The following is a 25359-nucleotide window of genomic DNA, read 5'->3' on the forward strand; positions in this document are numbered from 1 at the left end:
GGTGACCGACATCGCACCGGCTGGAGAGCGCCAAAAGCCGTTGCGCCAAAACTCGAATTTTAAGTGAGAGGGCACTCTTCCCAGCGTCAATGTATGATGCGACGACAGCATAACCATGCTGCTCGGCATACTCTGCAATCGCATTCTGCTGATTTTCGGTTGAGTATCGTTGGTTTTCCGACGACATGCGCAAATATTGCGCAGCGCGGATCGGACCATCTTGTGATGCGAGACGGTGGGACATGGTCTCTCCCTAGCTCGAATCGTGGTGACACCGACAGAGTACTACCTCGCTTCGTGATTTCCACTGATGTTTCCCGCTCAGGTAGAGCGGCAGATCGCGGTAGGCATTGGGTCGATTTTGTTGCAAAAGTCGGTTGAGGCAGGCGACGAACCGTGATTCCGTTACGTTGACGCGAATCTCGGCGAGGTCGATCCATGATGGGCCGTCTGAAGAGTGACCAAGGTCAACTGTTCTACGAGTTTCGTCTTGGCGACGCGGTTCCTGAAGACCATCTGGTACGTAAGATCGACACTGCTCTCGATCTGTCCTGGCTTCGCAGCGAACTTGCACCTCACTATTCGTCCATGGGTCGGCCGTCGATCGATCCGGAACTGATGATCCGGATGCTGGTCGTGGGGTATGTCTTTGCAATCCGTTCGGAGCGGCTGATCTGTCGCGAGGTGCAGGTGAACCTCGCCTATCGCTGGTTTTGCAAGCTCGGCATCGAGGACGCCATCCCGGATCATTCGGCGTTCTCACGCGCCCGTAACGAGCGCTTCCGCGAGGGAGACGTTTTTCGCCGCGTGTTTGAGCGTGTCGTCGAGGCGTGCATTGCGGCCGGTCTGGTCGGTGGCGAAGGCTTTGCAGTCGATGCGAGCCTGATTGCGGCCGACGCCAACAAGCAGCGTTCGATCGCGGGTCAGGATTGGCGCAGGGATCGTGATCCCAAGAGGTCCAGCCGCGCGGTGAAGGAGTATCTGGCGACCCTCGACGATACGGCATGGGGCGCCACCAGCGACGTTGTTCCGAAGTTCGTTTCGCCTTCCGATCCCGCGGCCCAGTGGACCGGAGCTCACAAGGGACCGGCATTCTTCGCTTACTCCGACAACTATCATTGACGTGAAGTTTGGCGTTATCGTAGACGTCGAGGCCTCCCGCTCCATTCGCCAGGCCGAGGTCGGTGCGGCGAAGACCATGATCGAGCGGACGGAAGAGCGCTTCGGCCTCAAGCCGGATAGGCTTGCGGCCGATACCGCTTACGGGGCGGCTCCGATGCTGAACTGGCTGGTCGAGGAGAAGGGTATCGCGCCCCATATTCCGGTGAACGACAAGTCGAAGCGGGACGATGGCACCTTCTCGCGCGGCGACTTTCGATATGATCCGACCGGCGACGTCTACCACTGCCCGGGCGGAAAGCAGCTTGGGACAAGTGGCCCAGTCCATGAGGGCAAGACGCTTCTGTGTCGCGCCAGCAAGCTCGACTGCTATGTATGCCCACTCAAACCCAAGTGCTGCCCAAAAGAGCCATCACGCAAGATCCCGCGCGATATCCATGAGCATGCCCGCGACGTCGCCCGATCGTTCGTTGGCACCGAGGACTTTGAGCAGTCGCGGCGCGAGCGCAAGAAGATCGAGATGCGGTTTGCGCACCTCAAGCGCATCCTCAAGCTCGGCCGGCTTCGACTGCGCGGTCCACGAGGCGCCCAGGATGAGATTGTTCTGGCCGCTATCGCCCAGAACCTGCGACGGCTCGCCTCGCTGGTCGCCCGGCCGCCACCCGCTGGGGCCCTGTGTATTGCGTAGCGTGGTAGTTGCGTAGAGAGCGTCAGGGCCGGCAGATCAAAGCCGGCCGTTCTGAATGAAATGGCAGGTCGACCATCGGCAGCAGCCGACTTTTGCAACAAAATCGGTCAAAAGCTGAGTTCAGCCTCAACACCACTCGATGCCCGGTTTACCCCTCGAAAGCGGACATGATGTGTTTCATCAGTCCCCGAAGCAGGATGGCGCCGCCCTTTTCCGGCTTTAGCCATCCCCGCCAGTGCGGCGACGCCGTATTGCGGATGTTGGTGACAGGCGGGCCGCCGGTTCGCGGCGGTGGCGGCATGCCCACCGCATCATCGCCATTTCGCGCTCAGCCTCGGCGTTGCGTACCACCGGAGCCGGATAATCCGGAAAGACCCCTGGCATCGGCGGCAGGTTGCCGACATAGCGGTCGATCAGGCGAAACACCGCTCGAATGGCTTCCTGGTACGTGGTGAGCGAATAGAGATTTCATCGTGTCGCTACCAATATGGGTATCGCGGCGCTCAGTTAATCTTTTGTCTCAGTTCCGGCGTGGACGGCTAACCTAAAAGCGGACTCGAACGCGCCTTTGAACTGCATTGCATTGACATTGGAGATATGGGCTGTATCCCGGAAATTGGATTGGCCGTTTCTGACCAGATAGCACTGATCCGCCTCACAGACTATGGCCTGTGGATCTACCTTAATGAGCCGCGCATTGTCTTGATGCTTGCTTAGCGCTTGAGCAATCTCATGCCGTAGGTCGCTCATTGTCAGACCAGGGTCAGCTTCGAGCTTCCATTCATCTATCGCTCGACCTGCTCTCAGTTGATTTTCGAACCATTTCTGCGGCACGTCGAAGCCAATGTTTAGTAGCGGCATGATCAGAACAACCGTCTTGTCCGAAGCAAGCAGTTTGTCGATCAGGGCGGAGATTTCGCGAGCATCTCCCCAGTTACTTCCAAGCACTACAATGCTAGGCTGACCTTGAGCTAGGACGAAGTCCAGTGTGCTACGGTTAAACTGTCGGCATGGCGGCTGATCTCCAGCGTTCCGTATGGGATTGTCGATGAAGGCCCGACACGCGCTCTGTGTGGCGATCAGTCCGTGTATCCGATTCGCGAGGGCAGCGGCGGAGACTGGCTCAAGGTACTGATTGGCGAATGAATCTCCCCACAATATTGCGGAAGGCCTGCCGGGGGTCTCCGCGCTTCCGAAACTGCAATAGGTCTCGGTCGCCTTCTTGATCGAGTTCGAATTTCTGAAGCACTCGTCTCGCGGTGTGTCGGTCTTTCTGGCCACTTCGGCCGGCAACAAATATTCCGGCAGCCGGCTTGGAAAGCCAGTGGTTAGAACTGCCATCGTCGTCAATCCGAGTAACAAAGCGAACACCACGCCGGAACACACCATCAAACGGTGAGGCGTCCAGATGTCTCGCCTAACCCTGAATGGTTGCTCGACATATCGAAAAGAAACTGCGCCGAGTGCTAGCGACGCCAGAACCATCAGGGTCTTCTGTGCGGCATCGACACTATAGCCGCGTAGGGAGAGCCAGCTTAATGCAAAGACCCAGATAGGCCAGTGCCAGAGGTAAATCGAATAGGACCAATCGCCTATGCGCTGAATGGGAGACATTCCCAACAAACCGCCTTCACTGGCTCCCTGTCGTGCCCCGACAATCATGGACGCGCCCAAGATCGGCAGGATTGTCAGGACGCCGGGCCATTTCGATTCCGGGAGAGGGTAAGCGATGCAACCCACGAGCAGCACCCAGCCTGATAATGCGACGATTGGCGTCTTCAGCCAGGACGCTTCGCTATCGCCGTTCACTCTGCGCCGAATCTCTTGAGCAGCAATCAGACCGCCGGCTAACGGCTCCCAAGCCCTCGCACGGAGTGAGAAGAAGGCGGACCCCATGGCGTCGTGTTGGCTTTGCCACAGACACCAAGCCAAAGAGGCTGCAGAAACCGTCGCTAGCGCAAAAATAATCGCGCTGAGCTTGGATTTCGAACCGGAAGCCACGCGCCAGACCAGGCATACGACTAGCGGCATCCAGATATAAAATTGCCACTCGAGCGACAGAGACCAAGTGTGCAAGAGCGGCTTAGTCTGGGCGGCCATTGCGAAATAGCCGTTGTCATTGTCGAACGTAAAATTCGACAGAAACAAAAGCGCGTAACATGCCTGCCGAAGGTGCCTTAAGTACTCGCCCGGCAAGGTCACAAACCAGCCTGCGACGGCGGACGAAACGACCACAACCACCAGCGCGGGATAGATTCGGCGCATCCGCATCATGCTGAAGTCATGGAAGGAGAAACGACTTAGGCTCAGGTCGTTTATGACCTTACCGGTCATCAGGTAGCCCGTTATGACGAGGAAGACATCGACGCCGACGAATCCCCCGGCGAACCCTGGCATCTGAAAATGATAGCCAAGTACAGCTACTACGGAAAGCGCCCGGAGCGCGTTGATATCTAGCCGAAAGGCCTTCGTCGCCGTTAGGCGCGCATCGACCCGCAACAGCGGTTGCGCGCCGGCAATAGAGTAAGACAATAGGGTTCCCCAACCCACTTCACCGGACAAATTCCGGGTACCGCGCTATTAGCTGAAGCTGAGCGGGTTGTCTTTCAGAAAATTGCTAGCGGCCGTATTTCTACGGGTCGCTGTTTTCGCCTTGCGCTCTCCCGGCCACCAAGTGGACGGCGGGTCGCTGGCTGAAATCTTTGTTGGCCGCGGTGCTACCAGATGGCTGCGCCTGAGCCCGGACCATTTCCCCCCGCGCGCCCGTTAAGCGCCCAGCGGCCCAAATGGCGCGTTTCGCGGTGTTTCAAAAGCAGAGCCCGATCCAGAGATGGGATCGGGCTCTGCGGCCGGATCGGCGCCGCACCCGCAGGAGGGGTCAGGTGACGAGACGCAGTTCGGGTTCCGCTTGTTTCATTGGTGCAGGGTCGCCGAAGCTCCGCCGCGACGCCATCCGGCGCAGATCGTGCGGCGTGAACGGCCGCAGACCAAGCAGCGCGCAGATACCGAGCCTTTTCACCTTGCCCTTGCACTTCGTGCCGCGCAGCGCCGTCGCCATCACCCTGCGGTTCATCGGCTGGTCACCGAACGGGCTGGCAAACACGAATTGCTGCTTGTCGCTGATCAGCGCCTCCTTGATGATCTCTACCGCGAGGCTCGACAGCGGCTGCTGGATCACGCGCCGCTTCTTCACTCGTTTCAGCGGCACGTCAAAGCGCGGATTTTCCTCGTCCAGTTCGAACAGTTCGTCCCGACGCGCGGCCAGCAGTTCGCCTGAGCGCAGCATGGTGACCAACTCGAACTTGAGCGCGAGACAGGTCTTGCGATCCCAAGGCAGGTCGTCGCGGTCGAGGCCGTGCCAAAAAATCCTGATCTCGTCCTCCGAAAGAACGCGCATGCGCGGATGCTCCGGGTTCGAGCTTCGGCAGGTTGACGCAAGAGCTGGCGGTTACATAGTCGCGGCCCGCTTCCGCCGCCCAATTGAAAAGGCCCGACGCGGCGCGGCGCATGTGACGGGCGTTGGCTATCGACGGAACGCCGAGCTTGCCGGCAACGATGTCGTTCGACAGCGTCGCGATGTCGTGCTTGGTGATGTCGCCCGCGATCTTCTTGCCAAGCCAGGGGCTGATGAAGCGCCGAAGGTGGCTGGCTACGTTGTCCCAAGTTTCGATCCGGGGCCGCATTTCCCCGTCCGGCTTGCGGACCGGCGTCTTCATCCACTCGATCCGCTCCTGGATGATCTCGTCAACGGTCTCGCCTCGTTTGGCCTTCTCCGCCTTGCGCTCGCGGAAGGTCTCGGCCAGCGTGTCGCCGCCATGCCCTTGAGGCCGTAGACCTTGCTGCGGACATCCTCGACGGTAAAGGTTTCTGGGTTATAGAGGCCCAGCCATCCCGTCCGTTGCTTGCCGGTTTGCTTGTCGTGAACTTGAAGGAAAAGGTCGCAACGCCGGCCGTGGTGATGCTGACGTAGAGGCCAGGGCATTTGCGGTCATAGATTTTGACCCGCTTGGCGACCCGCTTCTCGCAGAGGCGATTGGTGAGGATCACGCTGCCATTGCGCGCTCGCTTGCCAGCGGGTTCGGCGGTTGTGGTAGTATCCATTGCGGTTTCAGGCTCCTAAAGGGTTTGACCAACAGGGCTGGCCTTTGGGCCGGGCCCTAGATTTGGCGAAACCCGCCGAAGCACCCCGAAACAGGCTAGGCGAAATGTAGTTGTTTTAAAGGCTTTTCGTAGTTTCGGCGTGTTTCACTGAAAGGCCGGAATGCTCCCGCTGCCCTGTATGCTCGTGTGCACTTTTGTTTGCGCACATCGCACGCGAGACCGCGGGTGCAGCAAGCACCCAGTCTTCCCTGCGCCCTCTGCTCTCCAAGGGGGCAAGACTAGATGCAAACCTCGGGTGATCAGCGCCGCGAGAGGGCGAAGGTATGTCCACCCGTCATTGCGAGCGCAGCGAAGCAATCCATGCCTCCGCAAGCCGCGAAATGGATTGCTTCGTTTCACTCGCGATGACGACGAAAGGCCGATCCGTATCGCTACGCCTTCGCCGGCCGCAGCATGCGCGTGACGCTGCCAAACGCTTTGTCGATGACGGGCCAGAACAGCAGCACGATCGCAAGTGTCGTGATCGAACCGACCAAGCCGTTCGACCAGAACACTTTCATGTCGCCGCCGGAGCCGATCATCGACAGGCGGAAGGCGTCCTCGGCGCGGTTGCCGAGCACCAGCGCCAGCGTGAACGGCGCGAGCGGAATTCCGATCTTCTTAAATGCGTAGCCGACAACGCCGAAACCCAGCATCAGCCAGATATCGAACATCGCGTTCTGGATCGCGTAAGCGCCGATCGCGCAGGACACCACGATCATCGGCGCGACCGCCGCGAACGGCACGCGCAGGATGGAGGCAAAGATCGGCACCGTCGTCAGCACCAGCACGAGACCGACGACATTGCCCAGATACATCGACGCGATCAGGCCCCAGACAAAGTCCTTATGCTCGACGAACAACAGCGGCCCGGGATTGAGGCCCCACACCATCAATCCGCCGAGCAGGATCGCCGCCGTGCCGGAGCCGGGAATGCCGAGCGCAAGCATCGGCAGCAGCGCCGCGGTGCCGGAAGCGTGCGCCGCAGTCTCCGGCGCGAACACGCCCTCGATGCGGCCCTTGCCAAAGCTGTCCTGATCCTTCGAGAAGCGCTTGGCAAGGTTGTAGCCCATGAAGGACGCAGCGATCGCGCCGCCCGGGGTAATGCCGAGCCAGCAGCCGATGAAGGAGGAGCGAAACAGCGTCACCCAATATTTCGGCAAGTCCTTCCAGACCGACAGCACCACGCGCAACGAAATGCCGGCGGCATGGCCGCGCAGCGCGAGCCGCTCCTCCATGGTCAAGAGGATTTCGCTGATGCCGAACAGGCCGATCACCGCGACCAGGAAGTTGACGCCGCGCAACAGTTCCGCCGAACCGAAGGTCATCCGCAACTGGCCGGATACGGTGTCCATGCCGATGCCGGCGAGCAAGAGGCCGAGCGACATCGAAATGACCGTCTTGTGCTTGGCTTCGCGGCCGAGGCCGACAAAGGAGCAGAAGGTCAAGAGGTACACCGCAAAGAATTCCGGCGGTCCAAATTTCAGCGCGAACGACGAGATCATCGGCGCCAGGAAGGTGATCAGCATCACCGCGACCAGCGAGCCGATGAACGACGAGGTGAAGGCTGCGGTCAGCGCTTCCGCCGCCCTGCCCTGCTGCGCCATCGGATATCCGTCGAAGGTGGTCGCGACCGACCAGGCCTCGCCGGGGATGTTGAACAGGATCGAGGTGATGGCGCCGCCGAACAGCGCGCCCCAATAGATGCACGACAGCATCACGATGGCCGAGGTCGGATCCATCGTAAACGTCAGCGGCAGCAGGATCGCCACGCCGTTGGGACCGCCGAGGCCGGGCAGCACGCCTACGAAAATGCCGAGCACCAGCCCGAGCATCATCAGCAGCAGCGTTTTCCAGGTCAGCAGCACGGCGAAGCCGTGCATCAAGAGGCCGAGCGCTTCCATCAGGTAATCCCAAGCAGTTCGTCATTGCGAGCGAAGCGAAGCAATCCCTGGTGCAGCAAAGCAAGAATGGATTGCTTCGTCGCTTCGCTCCTCGCAATGACGGAAGGAGTCATGCCAAACCCGTTAGCGGCCGAGCGCCGCTTCGAGCGGGCCCTTTGGCATGATGACGTCGAAAGCGATGTCGAAGGTCACGAACATCACGGCGGTGAATACGAAGGCGGTGAGCAGCGACTTCCACAGCGCGATCTTGCCGACCATACGCATGAAACCGGCGATCAGGAGGAAGCTCGCGACATAGAGCCCGAGAAACTGCATGGCGAGGCAGAACAGCACCGTCGGCACCAATACCGCCATCACGCGCCGAAGCTGCGCCCGCGTCACGAAGACCTCAGAAGCCTCCTTGCGCGAAAGGAACGCGGCGACCAGTCCATAAAGGCTGGCACCGCCGAGGATGATCGAAAGATAGAACGGAAAATAGCCGGACTGCGGGCCGGTCGTTTCCCAGCCGGCTCCCGTGCGCCAGTTGTCGTACCCGAGCGTCAGCGCGAGCGCGAGCAGCAGGAGGCAGACGACCACATCGACCGCGCGAACGCTCGCTACCTGAGGCGAGTCCGCCTCGGGCGCGCTTGGATCCTCGACGACGATTTCGATGTCGGTGTTAGACATGGAGACGATGACCCCCCGATACGGTATCGAACGGGGATACGTGCCGATGTCGCTGGCGTCAATGTCCGGCGCTGCGCTCCGGGAATGCGCTCGCAAGTGCAGCACGCTCGGGACGCAGCAGGCCGCGTTCGGTGATCAGCCCCGTCACCAGCCGCGCCGGCGTGACATCGAAGGCGTAATTGGCCACAGGCGAGCCATCGGGAACCACGCGCACGGTCTCGACGCGTCCGTCGGCGGTGCGGCCGGTCATGGTCGCGACTTCCTCCGTGCTGCGCTGCTCGATCGGAATCTGCCTGATGCCGTCATCGATACTAAAGTCGATGGTCGGCGACGGCAGTGCAACATAGAACGGCACGCCGTTGTCGTGCGCGGCGAGCGCCTTCAGGTAGGTGCCGATCTTGTTGCAGACGTCGCCGCTGGCGGTCACCCGGTCGGTGCCGACGATCGCGAGATCGACCATGCGGTGCTGCATCAGGTGGCCGCCCGTGTTGTCGGCGATGACCGTATGCGGCACGCCGTGATGGCCAAGTTCCCATGCGGTCAGCGAGGCGCCCTGATTGCGCGGCCGGGTCTCGTCGACCCAGACATGGACCTTCAGGCCTCGATCATGCGCGAGGTAGATCGGGGCCGTCGCGGTGCCCCAGTCGACGGTGGCGAGCCAGCCGGCGTTGCAATGGGTCAGGATGTTGACGGGCTCGCCCGGCCGCTTCCTCGCCGCGATCTGTTCGATCAGCGCCAGCCCGTGCCGGCCGATCCCCTGGTTGATCGCGACGTCCTCCTCGGCGATTTCGCCCGCGCGCTTATAGGCCGCCGCGGCACGCTCCGACGCCGGCAGCGGTCGAAGCAACCGTTGCATCTCGTCGAGCGCCCATTTCAGATTGATCGCCGTCGGCCGCGCCGCCAGCAACATGGCATAGGCGCGGTCGAGCGCCGGATCGGAAGCGCCCGTCCGCATGGCGAGTGCCATGCCGTAAGCCGCAGTGGCGCCAATCAGCGGCGCACCGCGCACCAGCATGGAACGGATAGCCTCGGTCGCGTCCTCGGCGCTCGCGATATGCGCCACCACGAATTCATGCGGCAACCGCCGCTGGTCGATCGCGCCGACCGTCCAGCCGTCGTCCTCGAGCCAGATGCTGCGAAAATGCCGGCCGTCCACCTTCATGAGTTCAGCACCCTTCCGGCCACCGCGTCGAGCTTGGCGAGCAACCTGACATCGCGCGCTTCCGGCGCCGTGATCAGTGCGGTGTCGAGCGCCTTGTCCGATCCAACAGGACAAGGCTCGTGCTCGCGCGGAAAATCCCTGGCGAGACGCGCAACGAGCGCCTTGGCCTTCCCGGCATTCGAGTTCAGCACGCGAATGATGTCCTGAACGGTGACGGCGTCGTGATCGGGATGCCAGCAATCGAAATCGGTGACCATCGCCACGCTGGCGTAGCAGATCTCGGCCTCACGGGCGAGTTTTGCCTCGGGCATGTTGGTCATGCCGATCACCGAATGGCCCTGGGCCTTGTACGTCAGGCTCTCGGCGAGGCTGGAGAATTGCGGGCCTTCCATGCACACATACGTGCCGCCCTGCACCGCTTCGATACGTTCAGCCTTGGCGGCCGCCACGAGGTGCACATGCAGCCGCGGCGACACCGGATGGGCCATCGAGACGTGAGCGACGCAGCCCTTGCCGAAAAAGGAACTCTCGCGCTTGTAGGTTCGGTCGACGAACTGATCGACCAGCACGAAGATGCCCGGCGGCAACTCCTCCCTGAACGAACCGCAGGCCGAGAGCGAAACCAGGTCGGTGACCCCTGCCCGCTTCAGCACGTCGATATTGGCGCGGTAGTTGATGTCGGAGGGCGAAAGCACATGTCCCTTGCCGTGCCGCGGCAGGAACACAATCGGCAGCCCGGCGATAACGCCGCGCGTCAGGGCTGCGGACGGCTCGCCCCAGGGGCTCTCGATGGTCTCCTCGCGGACGTCCTCCAGCCCCGGCAGGTCGTAGATGCCGGATCCGCCGATGATGCCAAGCACGGCACGCGTCATGACTTCTCCCAGTCAGGATTTCACGCAAGATGTTCGACTATACTGCGACGCAATAATCAAGCATTGTCGTGCGGTTGCAAGGGGTCTCAAAATGCCGGCCAGGAACGACAGGGAAAAACGTCAATCCATCGTCGATGCATGCCGCAGCATGAACGCGCTCGGCATCAATCAGGGAACATCGGGAAATATCAGCCTGCGCCACGGCGAGGGCCTGCTGATCACGCCGACCAGCACGCCCTACGAGGCAATGCAACCCGAGCAGATCGTATTCATGGGCCTGGATGGCTCGCACGATCCCGCCCAGCGACCGTCAAGCGAGTGGCGATTTCACCTCGACATCCTGAGAGCCCGGCCCGAAGTCAATGCTGTGGTCCATGCCCACCCACCCTATTCGACGATCCTCGCCATCATGGGCCTGGAAATTCCAGCGATACACTACATGATCGCGTGTGCCGGCGGCGACACCATCCGCCTCGCGCCCTACGCGACCTTCGGCACGCAAGAGCTTTCAGAGCACGCCGTGCGCGCGCTGGAAGGCAGGCAGGCCTGCCTGCTGGAACACCATGGCATGATCGCTGTCGGCGCATCGCTTTCGAAAGCGATGTGGCTTGCCGTCGAAGTCGAAACGCTGGCCCGGCAATATCACGGCTGTATGCAGATCGGGACACCGCGGCTGCTCTCGAAGGCAGAGATCGAAAACGTTCTCGGCAGGATCGCAGGGTACGGTCCTGCCGACAAATAACGATCGGCCTACTTCGCGACGAAGCCCGCTTCGTTCATCAGCGAGTTGTTGAGCTTGTCGTCCTCCTCGAGGAACTTCAGCATGTCCTTGCCAGTCAGGAAGATCGGCTTGAGCGCCTGCTTCTCCATATAGTCCTTGTACTCCGCCGTCTGCGTCACCTTCTGAAACAGGTCGACATAGAACGCCTGCTGTTCAGGTGTCACCTTGCCGGGCAGGAACATCGCGCGCAGCATCAGGTACTGCACGTCGAGCCCCTCCTCCTTGCAGGTCGGGATGTCGTTCCACGATTGCGTTTCGGTGACCTTGGTCTTGTAGGAGATGCGCTCCTTGTCGAACACGCACAGCGCACGGACCTGGCCAGCGCGCCAGACTTCCAGATTCTCGGAAGGGTTGTTGACGTTGGCTTCGGTGTGCTTGCCGACCAGTTGCGTCGCCGCCTCGCCGCCGGACTTGTACGGCAGATAGGAGAATTTCGCGCCGGTCTTCTGCTCCATAAACACGGTCAACACGTGATCCTCGCGCTTGGAGCCGGTACCACCCATCTTGAACGGCGAGCTTGCAGCCTTGGCGGCCGCGATGAATTCCTTCACCGTCTTCGGTCCGTCGGCATTGTCCCACAGCACGAATTGGTCCATCGCAACGACCGATACCGGCGTCAGGTCGCGCCAGTTGAAGGGGATCTTGGCCGACAGCGGCAGCATGTAGATCAGGGAATAGGCGATCAGCACCTTGTTGGGATCGCCGTCGCTGGACTTCATGTACATCAGCGCCTCGGCGCCGGACGCCCCGCCCTTGAGCGACACCACCATCGGCTGCTTCATCAGATTGTTCTTCTGAATTGCCGCTTGCATCATCCGCGCCATCTGGTCCGAGGCGCCGCCCGCGCCGGCTGCAACCACGATTTCGACCGGCTTGGTTGGCTCCCAGGCGGCAAGCGCCGGGGTGCTTGCGATCATGGCCGTCAAGGCGGCCGCGGCTTTCAGCATCTGTCCCACGAGTTTCTCCCATATGTCATTGTTGTATTTAGAAAAATTATCATTGCCCGCCACGCCATTGTGCGAGCGAACCGACCAGAGTTCAAGCTGCACCGCAATGCGCCGCCTATGACTTTCGCATGAGGCGCAAGCCCCTTCAGCAACAGCCTCGTAGCTGGAAGCAGCCGATTCAAGCCCGCGGCTTTTCCGTTGCACGGCTGCGTGTGGGCCCATCTAATGCACGTTGCAAGGATAATCAGGTGGAGCAACCGAATGAGAAGGATTTTGATGGCCGTCCTCATGGGGGCGACGGTGACCCTCGCCGGGTGTGGACGGGATCCAGGACCGAAAGGGGATCCTGGCCCTCAAGGACCCGCCGGGCCGCAGGGCGCGCAGGGCTTGCAAGGCGTGCCCGGCCCTCAAGGACAACAAGGTCCGCAAGGGCAACAGGGTCCTCAAGGACCACAGGGACCGCAGGGTGCGCCCGGAGCAAAGGGCGATCCCGGACCGGCTGCTACTTCCATCAGGTCGGTCCAGGCCGACCGCGAGGTCAGTTGCGATGCAAGTGAAAATCTGGTGTCGGTGTTCTGCCCGTCTGGCGGCGCACCCGATGGCGCCAAGTGCGCCACCGCTCCTGCCATTGGTCTTTGCCTCAAAAAGCCATAGCCATCCTATTGTGCTGCGGTCCGACAAATGACGCGCTAACGAGGAAGCATGAAGGCGTTCGCGATTGGTTTGGTCCTGGCTTGTCTTTCCACCGTCGCGGACGCCGGCTCGTCAATAATTGGCGCAGGCTCTCAATCCTGTACGGCTTGGACTAATCGCAAAAAGAATGCGGTCGTCAAAGGAAGCTTTGAATCCTGGCTGGTTGGATTCATCAGTGGCCTGAACATCAGCGGCGAGCGGGACATGGTTGGTGGCGGCGACTTCGACGCGATCGTCGCGTGGATGGATCAACGTTGCCTCGCAACCCCTTCAGACAGAATAGGTATCGCAGCGCTCGACCTGGGTATGGAACTGGCAAGAAAGGCTGCCAAACCATAGTGGGCGGTTCTGACCGCTTGTGCCCTATTTGCCTTTCCAGTTCGGCGAGCGCTTGTTGAGGAATGCGTCCATGCCCTCGCGGAAATCCTCGCTCATATAGGCGCGCAGGATCAGGTCTTCGCCCTCGTCGCGGGTCAACGTTCGCCGGATGCGGCGCACCGCTTCCTTGGTGACCTCGAGCGTGATCGGCGCATGGCTGGCGACGAGCTTTGCCGTTTCGTCGGCGCGTCGCTGCAACGTCGCGACGTCCGGCACCACTTCGTTGAGCAGCCCGAGCGCCAGCGCTTCCGGTGCCTCGACCAGCCGCGCCTTGAAGATCAGGTCTTTGGTCCGTGCGGGACCTACCAGCGATACCAGCCTGGAAATATTCGACATCGACAAGCAGTTGCCGAGCGTGCGCGCTATCGGAAATCCTATCCGTGTCGTCTCAGTGCCGATACGGATGTCGCAGCACGCCGCGATCCCCGCGCCGCCGCCGGTGCAGGCGCCGGCAATCGCCGCGATCGTCGGAACGCGGCACGCCTCCAGCGCACCGAGCACGCGGTCAATCCGCGCCTCGTAGTCGAGCGCATCCTGTGCGGTCTTGAAGGCACGGAACTGCGAGATGTCGGTGCCCGACGCGAACGCTTTGTCGCCCGCGCCGGTCAGGATCATCGCCTTGATCGAGCGATCATTGTTGATGGTCTCGCAGATCGCCGCCATTTGCTCGTACATAGCAAAGGTCAGCGCGTTGCGCGCTTGCGGACGGTTGAACGTCAGCCGGGCGATGCCGTCCTCGACGGAATAAATCAGGTCTTCGGTCGCAGCTACCGGAGCGTTCATCGCAGCTCTCTCTATCTTGTTTCGATCAAACGATCTCAGGCAACGGCAGCCTTCGGCATCGCGACGACGTCGCGCCCCTTGAGCACTTCCATCGCCGCCAACACGCCGCCGCCGCGATGAGGCACCTTGGCGAGATCGAGACCCATCTCGACGCCCGACAGCGTGCCCATCATCATCAGGTCATTGAAGTGCCCGATGTGGCCGATCCGGAACACCCGGCCCTTGATCTTGTTCAGGCCGGTGCCGAGCGACATGTCGAAATTTTCCAGCACGACCTTGCGGAAATTATCGGCGTCATGGCCTTCCGGCATGACGACGCCAGTCAGCGCGGGCGAGTGCGCGCCCTGCTCCTGACATTGCGTTTCCAGCCCCCACACCTTGATCGCCGCGCGCGTCGCGGCGCTATGGCGCTTGTGCCGGGCGAAGACATTCTCCAGCCCCTCCTCCTCGAGCATCTTGATCGCCTCGCGCAGGCCGAACAGCAGGTTCGTTGCCGGCGTGTAGGGCCAGGTGCCCGCCTTGTTGATCGCGATGACCTCCTGCCAGTCCCAGTAGGAGCGCATGGCAGGATTGGCTTTCGCCACTGCAAGCGCCTTTTCTGAGATGGCGTTGAAGCCAAGCCCCGGCGGCAGCATCAGGCCCTTCTGCGAGCCGGCCACCGACACGTCGATGCCCCAGGCATCGTGCTCATATTCCAGCGATCCGAGACCCGAGATGGTGTCGACCATCAGCAATGCCGGATGGTTGACGCGGTCGAGAATCTTGCGGACGTCCTGCGGATGGGTGACGCAGCCGGTCGAGGTCTCGTTGTGAACCACGCAAACGGCCTTGATCTTGTGCGCCTTGTCGGCCGACAGCCGCGCCTCGATCTGCTCGAGGTCGGCGCCGTGACGCCAGTCGCCGGGAATGAAATCCACTTCGAGCTTGAACTTGTCGGCGATGCCGTGCCACAGAACGGCGAACTGCCCGGTTTCGGCCATCAGAACCTTGTCGCCGGGCTGCAGCGTGTTGACGAGAGCCGCCTCCCAGGCGCCAGTGCCGGACGAGGGAAAGATGATCACCGGCTGCTTGGTGCGAAACACCCGCTGCATGGCCGCCAGAACGGCGTACCCGACCTCGGCAAACTCGGGACCCCGGTGGTCCAAGGTCGGCATATCCATAGCGCGCAGCACCCGGTCCGGCACGTTGGTCGGTCCCGGAATCTGCAGAAAATGCTTTCCAGTATGCACGGTCATGGGCGTCCTTCCCGGTCTTGCCTTGGCGTTTCGAGCCGCTCGAATATCACCATTTGGCGGGCTTGTCGCCCGAAGGACGCAGCACGTCAATGCATAAGGAGCAGGGCTGGAGCGGTGCCTCCCGGCAGGCGCGAGCTGCCGGCTAGCTGCCGACGACCTTGAGATGCGCCGGGGAATTGTCTTGCGGGCGCTGCTCCAGATACTTCATCGCGGCATCGACGCCTCCGGAACGATGCGGAACGCCGGCGACCGACAGCCCCATCTCCACGCCGGTCAACGCACCGAGCAGCGTGAGCTCATTGCATTCGCCGAGATGGCCGATGCGGAACACCTTGCCCGCGACTTTCGACAGGCCTGCGCCGAGCGACATGTTGTAGTTGTCGAGCACGACCTGACGAAATTGATCGGCGTCGTGTCCCGGCGGCATCAGCACGGCGGTCAGCACGGGCGAATACTCCTGGGGTTCCTGGCACAGCACCTCCAGCCCCCAATGATTGACCGCCGCTCGAGTCGCTGCGGCGAGCCTCTGGTGACGCGCGAACACATTGTCGAGCCCCTCCTCGAGCAGCATCGCAATCGCCTCACGCAGCCCATAGAGCAGGTTTGTCGCCGGCGTATACGGAAAAAAACCCTTCGCGTTCGGCTTCAGCATCTCCTCCCAATCAAAATAGGAGCGCGGCATCCGGTTGGTTCTGGCGGCGGCGCGGGCCTTCTCCGAGATCGCGTTGAAGCCGAGGCCGGGCGGCAGCATGAAGCCCTTTTGCGAGCAACTGACGCTGACATCGACCTTCCACTCGTCATGTCGGTAGTCGACCGACCCGAGCGAGGAGATGGTGTCGACCATCAACAAAGCGGGATGTCCGGTCCGGTCGATCGCGGCGCGGATGTCGGCGATACGGCTGGTCGCGCCGGTGGAGGTCTCGTTATGGACGACCATCACCGCCTTGATCGCGTGTGCGGCATCGCCTGCGAGCCTGGCCTCGATCTGGGCGGGCTCGGCGCCGCGACGCCAATCACCGGGAATGAAATCGACCTCGATCCCGAAGCGGCCCGCCATCTGGCGCCACAGGGTTGCAAAGTGACCAGTCTCCGCCATCAGGACCTTGTCGCCGGGCGACAGGGTGTTGACGATCGCGGCCTCCCAGGCGCCTGTCCCTGATGACGGGAAGATCACCACCGGTCCGGAGGTCTGGAAAATCCGCTGGCTGCCCTCAAGCACCGCCCGCCCGAGTTCGGCGAACTGGGTGCTCCGGTGATCAATCACGGGCATGTCCATCGCGCGAAGAATCCGGTCCGGGACCGGGCTGGGCCCTGGAATCTGCAGAAAATGCCGTCCTTGCCGCATGACAACCTCCCAAAACGTCTTGAGGGATCATTTTGCATTCATTTTTTGTCTTTTCAACTTAATTTTGGTATTCAATCTGGATCGTCGACGCTGCAGATTTCGCAAACTATTGTTATGCAAATGAAATCCACGATTCCCGAAGCCGGGGTACCGATCACCCAGTCCGATCGCCAGGAGGCTTCGCTTCACGGCGAAATCCTGCTGCGACTTCGCGATTACGTGGTCGAAGGCAACATTCCAGAAGGTGCACGCGTTCCCGAACGGCAGCTCTGCGAGATGCTTGGAATCTCCAGAACGCCGCTGCGCGAGGCGCTCAAGGTGCTCGCTGCGGAGGGCTTGATCGAGCTCCAGCCCAACCGCGGCGCGCGGGTACGCCAACTCGGCAAGCGGGATCTGGAGGAACTGTTCGATATAATGGCGGGGTTGGAAAGCCTCGCCGGACGCCTTGCCTGCGAGGCCATCACGGACGAGGAAATCGCTACGATCGAGCGGCTGCACTACGAGATGTATGGCCACTATCTCAATAGCGACATGCACGGGTATTTTCACGTCAACCAGCGCATCCACGAGAGCATCGTTGCTGCTGCGCGCAACGAGACCCTGCGCGCGGCCTACGCGAGTTTTGCCGGCCGGATCCGCCGCGTCCGCTATTCCGCCAACTTCGCGCGCAAGCGGCAGCGCTGGGGCGAGGCCATGCGCGAGCACGAAGCGATCCTGGATGCGCTGCGCCGCCGCGCCGGAAGCGAGCTGAGCGATATCCTGTTCCAGCATTTGCGTAACAAGCGAACCGCCGCCATCGAGCATCTGGCTGCGGTTGGGGATGACATCGCAGCGGCGCCCGCGGACAGCTAGCTTGCCGATTATGAATTCATAATGTAGTTCACCAGAGGAAAAGTGCATAATCCCGCTGAGGGATCGCACCAGCCCTCTTGGATCGCTTTGGATTTGGCATGAAGAACGCCTCAACGCTCGAGCGACGCCTGCGGACAAACATGACCGGCGACGTCCTTTTCGACGCCTTCAACCGCGGCCGCTACGCGACCGACGCCTCGTTCTACCAGATCCTGCCCCTGGGCGTGGTGGTTCCCAGGACCATGGACGAGGCGCTGCGGGCGCTATCGATCGCCAGGGATGCCGGCCGAATCGTCACCCCGCGCGGCGGCGGGACCTCGCAATGCGGCCAGACCGTCAACGAGGGAATTGTTGTCGACTTTTCAAAGCACCTGAACCGCATCCTCTCGCTCGATGTCGAAAACTGCACCTGTGTGGTCGAGCCCGGCATCGTGCTCGACGATCTCAACCGCCAGCTCAAAAAATACGGGCTCTGGTTTCCGGTCGACGTCTCGACCGCGTCACGCGCCACGATCGGCGGCATGGCCGGCAACAATTCCTGCGGCGGCCGTTCACTGCGCTACGGCACCATGCGCGATAATACGCTGTCGATGGATGCAGCGCTGGTCGATGGCACGCTCTTGCATTTCGGCGAGGTGCCGCGGGATCTGGCGCGGGTGAACTCACCCCAAAGCGGGCTCGCCCTGTTCCGTGACATGCTCGATCTCGGCGAACGCGAGGCCGCAGAGATATCAGAGCGATTTCCCAAGGTGCAGCGCCGCGTCGGCGGTTACAATCTCGATGCGCTGGTGCCGCGCAATGCGCCGAACAACATGGCGCATCTTCTGGTCGGCTCCGAAGGCACGCTGGCCTTCACCACACAGGTCGAGCTCAAACTATGGCCTGTGATCCGCAACAAGGTGCTGGGCGTCTGCCATTTCGGCAGCTTCTATGAGGCGATGGACGCGGCGCAGCATCTGGTGAAACTGCGGCCAATCGCGGTGGAACTGGTCGACCGCACCATGATTGCGCTCGGCCGCGACATCGCGATGTTCAAGCCGATCATCGGCACCGCCGTGCGCGGCGATCCCGACGCGGTGCTGGTCGTAGAATTCGCCGAGGAAGATCAGGCCGAAAACCTGCATCGCCTAAAACAGCTCGGCGAACTGATGGCCGATCTCGGCTTTGGCTGGGACAGACCGCAACGCAAATGGGGTGGCGTCGTCGACATCACCGAGCCCGCACTGCAGACCGGCATCGCCGATTTCCGCGCCGCCGGCCTCAACGTCATGATGTCGATGAAGCAGGAAGGCAAGCCGGTCTCCTTCGTTGAGGATTGCGCGGTGCCGCTGCCGCACCTCGCGGACTACACCGAACGGCTCAACGCCATCTTCGCCAAACACGGCACCCGCGGCACCATGTATGCGCACGCCTCCGAAGGCTGCCTGCATGTTCGCCCTGTCCTCAATTTGAAGCTCGAGAAGGACGTCAAGGCGATGCGCGCCATCGCCGAAGAGACCTTCGAGATGGTGCGCGAATATAAGGGCTCGCACTCCGGCGAGCATGGCGACGGCCTGGTTCGTTCCGAATTTCATGAAGCGATGTTCGGCTCGCGCATCGTCGCCGATTTCAGGGAGGTCAAGCAGCGTTTCGACCCGGAGAATTTGCTCAATCCCGGCAAGATCGTCGATCCGCCAAAAATGGACGACCGTTCGCTGTTTCGCTTTTCGCCGGACTACCGCGTCGCCGAGCTCAAGACCGTGCTGGACTGGTCAGCCTATCCCGGCGCGGGCGGCGGCTTTCAGGGCGCGGTTGAGATGTGCAACAATAACGGCGCCTGCCGAAAGCTCGAGGGCGGCGTGATGTGCCCGTCTTATCGCGCGACCCGCAGCGAAAAGGATGTCACGCGAGGCCGTGCCAATACGTTGCGGCTGGCGATTTCCGGCCAATTGGGGCCCGATGCACTGGCCTCCGACGAGATGATGGAGACGCTCAAGCTCTGCGTTTCCTGCAAAGCGTGCCGTCATGAATGCCCGACCGGCGTCGACATGGCCAAGATGAAGATCGAAGTGCTGGCCGCCCGCGCGGAGAAACATGGCCTTTCGCTGCGCGACCGGCTGGTCGGCTATCTGCCGCGCTATGCGGACCTGGCCTCTCGCTTCGCTCCGCTCGCCAATTGGCGCAACAACAGTCCGTTGCTGCGTTCGTTGTTCGAGAAGTTTGCCGGCATCAGCGCGAAGCGCGCCCTGCCCGCGTTCCGCCGCGATGTGTTCAGACCCGATGTGGAAGTATTCGGCCCGGCAGATGGCCCCGAGGTCGCGCTGTTCGCCGATACCTTCAACCGCATCTATGAGCGTGAGAATCTCGACGCTGCCTTGCGTGTTTTGATTGAAGGCGGATATCGCGTGCATATTCCACGGCCCATCGACCGCAGCCGTCCACTGTGCTGCGGGCGGACGTTCCTGTCCGCGGGCCTGGTCGAACAGGCGCGCAGCGAACTGGACCGCCTGGTCGCGACCTACGCCCCATTTGCCGCGCGGGGCGTGCCGATCGTCGGGCTGGAGCCGAGCTGTCTCCTGACGCTGCGCGACGAGCTGCTCTCGCTGCGCCTGGACGACGACGCCAAGAGAGTCAGTGCGCACGCGTTGTTGTTCGAGGAATTCCTGGTTCGCGAGGCGGAAGCCGGACGTCTGAAGCTCCCGCTCGGCGCCGTACCGGCGAAAGCGCTGGTTCACGGCCACTGCCATCAAAAATCATTCGGCGCGTTCAAGCCGGTCGAAAAGGTGCTTCGCCTCATTCCCGACCTCGGAGTCGAAATTATCGATTCGAGCTGCTGTGGCATGGCCGGAGCGTTCGGCTATGGCGCCGACACCTATCAGGCTTCGATCGAAATGGCCGAACTGTCGCTGCTACCGACGGTGCGCCGCGCCGATGCGGCTACGCTGATCGTAGCCGACGGCACCTCGTGCCGGCACCAGATCAAGGATGGCACGAACCGTGCAGCATTGCACGTTGCCCGGGTGCTCGCGATGAGCCTCGACAGCGCGCGGCCCAACCATTAATCCCGCTCAATCACAAAGGAACTGATTTATGGCTGAACTCACCCTCGACGTCGCCCGCAAAATTCTCGATGCCGCCCTGGCGAAAGGCGTTGAGAAAAAGCTGAAGCCGCTGGTCATCACCATTCTGGATGTTCGCGGCTGTGTGAAGGTAACAGCGGCGCAGGACGGCACCAGCCTGATGCGGGCCGAAATCGCGCACGGCAAGGCCTATGGCGCGCTTGCTATGGGCATGGGATCGCGGGCACTGTTCCAGCGCGCCCAGGAGCAGGCTTATTTCGTCGATGCGGTAAATACGCTTGCACATGGCCGCCTCGTGCCGGTGCCCGGCGGCGTACTGATCATGGACGGCACGACGTTGCTTGGAGCGGTCGGGGTCAGCGGCGATACGTCTGATAACGACGAGGCTTGCGCGGTCGCCGGCATCGAAGCCGCCGGACTGAAGGCGAATGTGGGGTAACGGTCGTCCACGGCCGGGCACCCGTCAGTAGGCTGTTATGTCTGCAGCCAGCTTCGTACGAAGCCCTATGAGTCTCGCGCCCAAAGATCAATAAGAACAAAGGTCTTTGGCCATAATTGAGTGGTCAATCGGAGTGTTGTCCGTGTTTGCCCTGCTCTAATTCACGGTAGGAACGGATCACCGACCCCTCACACTCTGTATGGTTCAAGGACCAGATCACGATTGACGATTACCCGCACCGGGAAACCCGGCCGGATTGTCAGGGTAGGCTGCATGTTGAGGTTACGCCGAACGATCTGTTGGCCGGTCTGGCTGAAAGTGCCCCCCGCCCCACGGCGAAGCGCCTGGAGGATACCACTGTCACTGTTGCCGGCATCGGAGCCGAGCTCCGCCCCGACGCTGAGCAAGGTTGACAGCAGCCCCGCCTTGAACAGCTCGCCCCAATGATGATCGACTTCGTCTAGCAGCCCCGAATATCCTCCGACGTCGGCAGCGGGCTGGCGCTCAAGGATGATCGATCGGCCATTCGGCATGATGAGACGTGTCCAGACCAAGAGGACGCGCGACTGGCCGAAGGCAACCTGACTGTCGTAAATTCCGATCAGCCGCGCTCCTTGGGGGATTAGCAGCGAGCGTCCCGTCGGCGTGTCATAGATGTTCTCCGTCACCTGCGCGGTGATTTGCCCCGGCAGATCGGACCTAAGCCCCGTAATAAGCGCAGCGGGGATCACGGACCCAGCCTGCACGACGTAAGGCGAAGCCGGCTTCGTCACACGATCGGGGCTCGTGGTCCGGCGATCTATCGAGGCATTGATGAACGCGAGCTTGCGATCTTGTCCGTTCTGAGCATAGGCCTCATCGGGCGATGCCACAGCATTCGGGGTGGTCTCAGCGGGAGTGATTGCCGCGGGTGGTCGAGCATTCGTTGACGCAAAGACCTTGCTGATGCGCGCGGCCTCGCTTTCCTGGTTCATTCGCTGCTGCTCGGCATCGGCCGCTAGCGGACCTGACTGAGCTTGAGCCGCAACGATTGGACGACCGAGATCGCCGGGCAACGGCGGTCCAAGGCGAGGCACGTCGCGCGGAACGCCTGCATAGTCGCGCGGCAGTCCGGCCAAGCCATCGGCTACATTGTGGTGATCAGTGCTGTAGAGTTCCTCGGATGCAGGCCCGCGTGTACGATCGTTCTGCAAGGCCCAGAGGACGGCTGCAGGGACCAGAAGGAGTGCCAATGCTGTCCCGCTAGCCAAAATCTTACGCGACAGACGCTTAACAGGCGGGCGTTCTGGGCGGAGGCGCAAAGAGCGAACAACTTCCTCGGATGTCTTCGGCGCGGTCGAATGAGGGCTGCCGGCACTATTCGCGTCGGTGCTGGTCATCAAGACCTCCGGTCGCTTCTAACGATCCGAACTTTTTGCTGGGCATCGCCACCAAGCCGCAGCTCAGCCGCGGCAAATAGCCGATCGACAATCAGCACATTACGATAGGTTCGGTAATTGATGATTTCAGGCTTGCCATCCGGACCGATGACGAATAGCGGCGGCATCTCGCCCTGAACTATGCCAGGAGAGAATTCCACATAGACCTTGCGACCGTCGTCATAGGCACCGACCGGCCGCCAGGGCGGATCATCGCCTTCGATGGTGTACCGGTAGCGACGCTGAGAAGGCTCGGGAAGGACTGGCGTCGGCGCAACGGCCTCTGCGCGCGCCATCCGATCCTCGGGATAGAACCAGGCCACCGAGGGCATGTAGGGCTTCTCACGCGATCGCAGCTCGATCAGATAGGTGCGCCGGTCAGTGTTGACCACGAGATTGGTCTCGATCGAGGACCGTGTCGGCTTGACCATGATATGGACGCGTCTGGTGTCGCCACTTCCGCTTTCGGTGTCGCCGACAACCCAACGCACGGTGTCGCCGGCCGATATCGGACCTGAACCCGTAAGCTGCTCACCGGGCTCGAGCGCGATGTCGGTAATCTGCCCCGGAGCGGCATAAATCTGATAGAGGGCGCCGGGACTGAACGGAAATACCTGCACCGCGTTGAAGTAGCCCTCCTTCCGGGGCTCGACGCGTGCGGCATCATTGGCGGTCTCGATCCGGGCGACAGGCTCTTTCGCCTCCGCCACCCCTTTCTTGCCTCCTTTGGCTGGCGTCCAAGACGGTGGAACGTGCTGCGACCGTGGACGGCCCTCCGCCAACAATGGTGGACCGGGAAGCGGCGGGACATCGGCATCGTAGCTGATCTGCGGTGGCTTGAAAGTGGTACAGCCGCTGAGTGCAACTAGGTAAGCAAAGAGCACGGGACACATGATCTTGCCCATACTTCGGCTAGCGATTTTGATTGTCGGCTCGTTCACTGCCCGACCTCCTTCGACCAGTTGATGGCATTGACATAGACCCCGAGCGGATTCTTGCGCAGGCGATCGGCATCACGCGGGGTTTCGATCACGAGGGTGAGGATGGCGGTCCAGCGTTCGGTAGCGGCAAGCTGACCGTTTTCATAGCGGCGCTCGAGCCAGGCGACGCGAAAGCTCTCCGGCGAGGCACGGATGACGCTGGATATTTCCACTGCGATCTGCAGCTTGCCGAGTTTGGCAAAGGGATCGTTGACGCGGGCGTGGTCATTGAGGGCGGCGGCGCCGCGATCGGTCGTAAAGTCGTAGGCGCGCAGCCAGTCCTGACGCAGCACGATGGCATCGGCCGACAGACCGCGCACATTCTCGATGAAGCGTGCCAAATGAAAGGCAATCTGCGGATCGGTTGGCTGATAGAAGGGATTGGCTGGGCTAACCGCCTCTGCCTGGCCGAGACGATCGACCTCGATGACCCAGGGGGTAATGCTTCCCTGTGTGGATTGCCAGACGAGACCTGATGCAAGTCCTGCCGACAGGATCAGAGAACCGAAGGCTATAAGTCGCCAGTTTTTGGCCTGCACCCGCGCCGAGCCAATGCGCTCGTCCCACACTTGCGCCGCTTTCTGATAGGGCGTTACGGGCGCGGGCGTGCGGCCATAATGAACGGATGGTCGCTTTAACATCACCGCTTTCCTTCCGAGAGATCGACGGAGGCACCTCCTCCACCTTGATCGGCAGAGCGAACGGCGTTGGTCGCGGCGGACGCCCCATGACGCATGGTCTGAATGCGCTTGATGCGCCATGCCCATCTGGATTGAGTGTCCGCAGATGAAGAACTCGCAGCAGTCTGGGCTGCGGCGGCTTCGCCGGCTACAGTGCCGCCGGTTGATGCCGAGCTGCCACTAGAAGTTGCCGCAGCGCGGCGAAGCGGACTCGTTGTGGCGGACGCGCCGGCATCCGCGGCGCCGGCCAAACCGCTCGCCCGAAGCACGCCGCTCGCACTACCCGCTAGCGCCGCAGTTCCACGTGCGGCACCTGCGAGTGCACCGGCGCTGCCTGCAGCAACACCCGCTCCGGCCACCACGACCCCGCCGGCAGCTAACCCCGTGCCCGCGGCGGCTCCAGCGCCAAGTTGCGGACCGCCGGACACGATGCCATTGGCGATGCCGGGCCCAAAGATTCCCAGGCCCAGCAGCGCTAAGGCGGCGAGCACCAGGGCCATGGCATCTTCAATGCCGATCTGTGCACCGCTAGCGCCTGCGGTAAACTGCGAAAACAGCGTCGAGCCGATGCCGACGATGACGGCGAGCACCATGATCTTGACGCCAGACGAGATAACGTTGCCGAGCACGCGTTCAGCGGCGAAGGCCGTCTTGCCGAATAGCCCAAACGGGATCAGGACGAAGCCAGCGAGCGTCGTCAGCTTGAATTCAATCAAGGTGACAAATAGCTGGATTGCCAAAATGAAGAAGGCGAGCAGCACGACCACCCAGACGAACAGCAGCACAACGATCTGGATGAAGTTCTCGAAGAAGCTGACATAGCCCATCAATCCCGAGATCGACTCCAGAATCGGTCGCCCCGCATCGATACCGACCTGTGCAATCCGCCCCGGACGGAGGAATTCAGCCGAGGACAGTCCTGTGCCAGAGGCCTTGAGGCCGAGACCGGCAAAGCTCTCGAAAACGATGCGGGCGAGATTGTTCCAGTTGCCGATCAGGTAAGCGAAGACGCCAACGAACAACGTCTTCTTCACAAGGCGAGCGATGATATCCTCGTCAGTACCCCAGGACCAGAACAGGGCGGCGAGCGTGATATCGATTGCGGCCAGCGTGGTCGCGAGGAAGCCGACTTCGCTTCCGAGCAGTCCGAAGCCGCTGTCGATATAGCGGGTAAACGTTTCCAGAAATCGGTCAATGACGCCGGTGCCACCCATGGGA

General features: G+C 61.6%; 21 protein-coding genes and 2 pseudogenes. 7 read left to right on the plus strand and 16 right to left on the minus strand.

Annotated features, from left to right (window positions below):
• On the minus strand, nucleotides 1–244 hold a 244-nt coding region (locus CP49_RS43660), incomplete at its 3' end, for a recombinase family protein (protein ID WP_245310976.1).
• A 194-nt stretch (nucleotides 245–438) separates the two neighbouring features.
• On the opposite strand from CP49_RS43660, the pseudogene CP49_RS32510 reads away from it, so the two are divergent.
• A pseudogene (locus CP49_RS32510) lies at nucleotides 439–1807 on the plus strand (transposase).
• Nucleotides 1808–2018: 211 nt separating this feature from the next.
• Here the strand turns inward: CP49_RS32510 and CP49_RS32515 are convergent.
• The 3 genes and pseudogenes from CP49_RS32515 to CP49_RS48105 form a co-directional block, all read right to left on the minus strand.
• Nucleotides 2019–2221: pseudogene (locus CP49_RS32515) on the minus strand (SOS response-associated peptidase); the annotation flags it as partial.
• Nucleotides 2222–2314: 93 nt separating this feature from the next.
• Nucleotides 2315–4339: an acyltransferase family protein gene (locus CP49_RS32520; RefSeq protein ID WP_057854210.1), complete on the minus strand. Its 2025-nt coding sequence runs from the start codon at nucleotides 4337–4339 to the stop codon at nucleotides 2315–2317.
• Nucleotides 4340–4685: 346 nt separating this feature from the next.
• Nucleotides 4686–5204, minus strand: coding sequence for a tyrosine-type recombinase/integrase (locus tag CP49_RS48105; RefSeq protein WP_057854211.1), 519 nt, complete (start codon nucleotides 5202–5204; stop codon nucleotides 4686–4688).
• A gap of 112 nt (nucleotides 5205–5316) precedes the next feature.
• On the opposite strand from CP49_RS48105, the gene CP49_RS48110 reads away from it, so the two are divergent.
• Nucleotides 5317–5640, plus strand: coding sequence for a hypothetical protein (locus CP49_RS48110; protein ID WP_245310978.1), 324 nt, complete (start codon nucleotides 5317–5319; stop codon nucleotides 5638–5640).
• 699 nt (nucleotides 5641–6339) lie between these two features.
• Here CP49_RS48110 and CP49_RS32535 read toward each other — a convergent pair.
• From CP49_RS32535 to CP49_RS32550, 4 genes are all read right to left on the minus strand, one after another.
• Nucleotides 6340–7851 (minus strand): tripartite tricarboxylate transporter permease, encoded by a 1512-nt coding sequence (locus tag CP49_RS32535; RefSeq protein ID WP_057854213.1) that lies wholly within the window; start codon nucleotides 7849–7851, stop codon nucleotides 6340–6342.
• Between the two features lie 123 nt (nucleotides 7852–7974).
• On the minus strand, nucleotides 7975–8517 hold the full coding sequence (locus CP49_RS32540) for a tripartite tricarboxylate transporter TctB family protein (RefSeq protein WP_057854214.1): 543 nt from the start codon (nucleotides 8515–8517) through the stop codon (nucleotides 7975–7977).
• Between the two features lie 58 nt (nucleotides 8518–8575).
• Entirely contained in the window at nucleotides 8576–9679 is a 1104-nt protein-coding gene (mtnA, locus tag CP49_RS32545) for an S-methyl-5-thioribose-1-phosphate isomerase (protein WP_057854215.1), read from the minus strand.
• Nucleotides 9676–10551 (minus strand): S-methyl-5'-thioadenosine phosphorylase, encoded by an 876-nt coding sequence (locus tag CP49_RS32550; protein ID WP_057854216.1) that lies wholly within the window; start codon nucleotides 10549–10551, stop codon nucleotides 9676–9678. Before CP49_RS32550 ends, mtnA begins: the two co-directional genes overlap by 4 nt.
• 91 nt (nucleotides 10552–10642) lie before the next feature.
• Between CP49_RS32550 and CP49_RS32555 the strand changes: the two genes are divergently transcribed.
• The gene (locus tag CP49_RS32555) at nucleotides 10643–11293 is read left to right on the plus strand and encodes a class II aldolase/adducin family protein (RefSeq protein ID WP_057854217.1); all 651 of its coding nucleotides are present in this window, start codon (nucleotides 10643–10645) and stop codon (nucleotides 11291–11293) included.
• A gap of 8 nt (nucleotides 11294–11301) precedes the next feature.
• Here the strand turns inward: CP49_RS32555 and CP49_RS32560 are convergent, their stop codons facing one another.
• Nucleotides 11302–12279 carry a Bug family tripartite tricarboxylate transporter substrate binding protein gene (locus tag CP49_RS32560; RefSeq protein WP_057854250.1) on the minus strand — a complete coding sequence of 326 codons (978 nt, stop codon included), beginning with the start codon at nucleotides 12277–12279 and terminating at the stop codon, nucleotides 11302–11304.
• 702 nt (nucleotides 12280–12981) lie between these two features.
• Between CP49_RS32560 and CP49_RS32565 the strand changes: the two genes are divergently transcribed.
• Nucleotides 12982–13311, plus strand: coding sequence for a hypothetical protein (locus CP49_RS32565; RefSeq protein WP_057854218.1), 330 nt, complete (start codon nucleotides 12982–12984; stop codon nucleotides 13309–13311).
• A 24-nt stretch (nucleotides 13312–13335) separates the two neighbouring features.
• Here CP49_RS32565 and CP49_RS32570 read toward each other — a convergent pair whose 3' ends face one another.
• The 3 genes from CP49_RS32570 to CP49_RS32580 all read right to left on the minus strand — a co-directional run bounded on the left by CP49_RS32570 (nucleotide 13336) and on the right by CP49_RS32580 (nucleotide 16713).
• A complete protein-coding gene (locus tag CP49_RS32570) occupies nucleotides 13336–14133 on the minus strand; it encodes an enoyl-CoA hydratase/isomerase family protein (protein WP_057854219.1) in 798 nt (265 codons plus the stop codon).
• 35 nt (nucleotides 14134–14168) lie between these two features.
• Entirely contained in the window at nucleotides 14169–15368 is a 1200-nt protein-coding gene (locus CP49_RS32575) for a pyridoxal-phosphate-dependent aminotransferase family protein (protein WP_057854220.1), read from the minus strand.
• A gap of 142 nt (nucleotides 15369–15510) precedes the next feature.
• Entirely contained in the window at nucleotides 15511–16713 is a 1203-nt protein-coding gene (locus tag CP49_RS32580; protein WP_057854221.1) for a pyridoxal-phosphate-dependent aminotransferase family protein, read from the minus strand.
• A gap of 120 nt (nucleotides 16714–16833) precedes the next feature.
• On the opposite strand from CP49_RS32580, the gene CP49_RS32585 reads away from it, so the two are divergent.
• From CP49_RS32585 to CP49_RS32595, 3 genes are all read left to right on the plus strand, one after another.
• Nucleotides 16834–17565 carry a GntR family transcriptional regulator gene (locus CP49_RS32585; protein ID WP_057854222.1) on the plus strand — a complete coding sequence of 244 codons (732 nt, stop codon included), beginning with the start codon at nucleotides 16834–16836 and terminating at the stop codon, nucleotides 17563–17565.
• A gap of 98 nt (nucleotides 17566–17663) precedes the next feature.
• Nucleotides 17664–20606 (plus strand): FAD-binding and (Fe-S)-binding domain-containing protein, encoded by a 2943-nt coding sequence (locus CP49_RS32590; RefSeq protein ID WP_057854251.1) that lies wholly within the window; start codon nucleotides 17664–17666, stop codon nucleotides 20604–20606.
• 28 nt (nucleotides 20607–20634) lie between these two features.
• A complete protein-coding gene (locus tag CP49_RS32595; RefSeq protein WP_057854223.1) occupies nucleotides 20635–21063 on the plus strand; it encodes a GlcG/HbpS family heme-binding protein in 429 nt (142 codons plus the stop codon).
• Between the two features lie 188 nt (nucleotides 21064–21251).
• Here CP49_RS32595 and CP49_RS32600 read toward each other — a convergent pair whose 3' ends face one another.
• Genes CP49_RS32600 through trbL form a run of 4 tightly spaced genes read right to left on the minus strand, consistent with a single transcriptional unit; the run spans nucleotide 21252 to nucleotide 25355 of the window.
• The gene (locus CP49_RS32600; RefSeq protein WP_057854224.1) at nucleotides 21252–22442 is read right to left on the minus strand and encodes a TraB/TrbI/VirB10 family type IV secretion system protein; all 1191 of its coding nucleotides are present in this window, start codon (nucleotides 22440–22442) and stop codon (nucleotides 21252–21254) included.
• A complete protein-coding gene (gene trbG, locus CP49_RS32605) occupies nucleotides 22442–23386 on the minus strand; it encodes a P-type conjugative transfer protein TrbG (RefSeq protein ID WP_057854225.1) in 945 nt (314 codons plus the stop codon). The genes CP49_RS32600 and trbG overlap by 1 nt, the downstream gene beginning before the upstream one ends.
• Before the next feature lie 32 nt (nucleotides 23387–23418).
• Nucleotides 23419–24102 carry a conjugal transfer protein TrbF gene (trbF, locus tag CP49_RS32610; RefSeq protein WP_057854226.1) on the minus strand — a complete coding sequence of 228 codons (684 nt, stop codon included), beginning with the start codon at nucleotides 24100–24102 and terminating at the stop codon, nucleotides 23419–23421.
• A complete protein-coding gene (trbL, locus tag CP49_RS32615; protein WP_057854227.1) occupies nucleotides 24102–25355 on the minus strand; it encodes a P-type conjugative transfer protein TrbL in 1254 nt (417 codons plus the stop codon). Before trbL ends, trbF begins: the two co-directional genes overlap by 1 nt.
• Between the last annotated feature and the right edge of the window lie 4 nt (nucleotides 25356–25359).

Origin of the sequence: Bradyrhizobium valentinum (genome assembly GCF_001440405.1) — a bacterium.
Taxonomy (GTDB): domain Bacteria; phylum Pseudomonadota; class Alphaproteobacteria; order Rhizobiales; family Xanthobacteraceae; genus Bradyrhizobium; species Bradyrhizobium valentinum.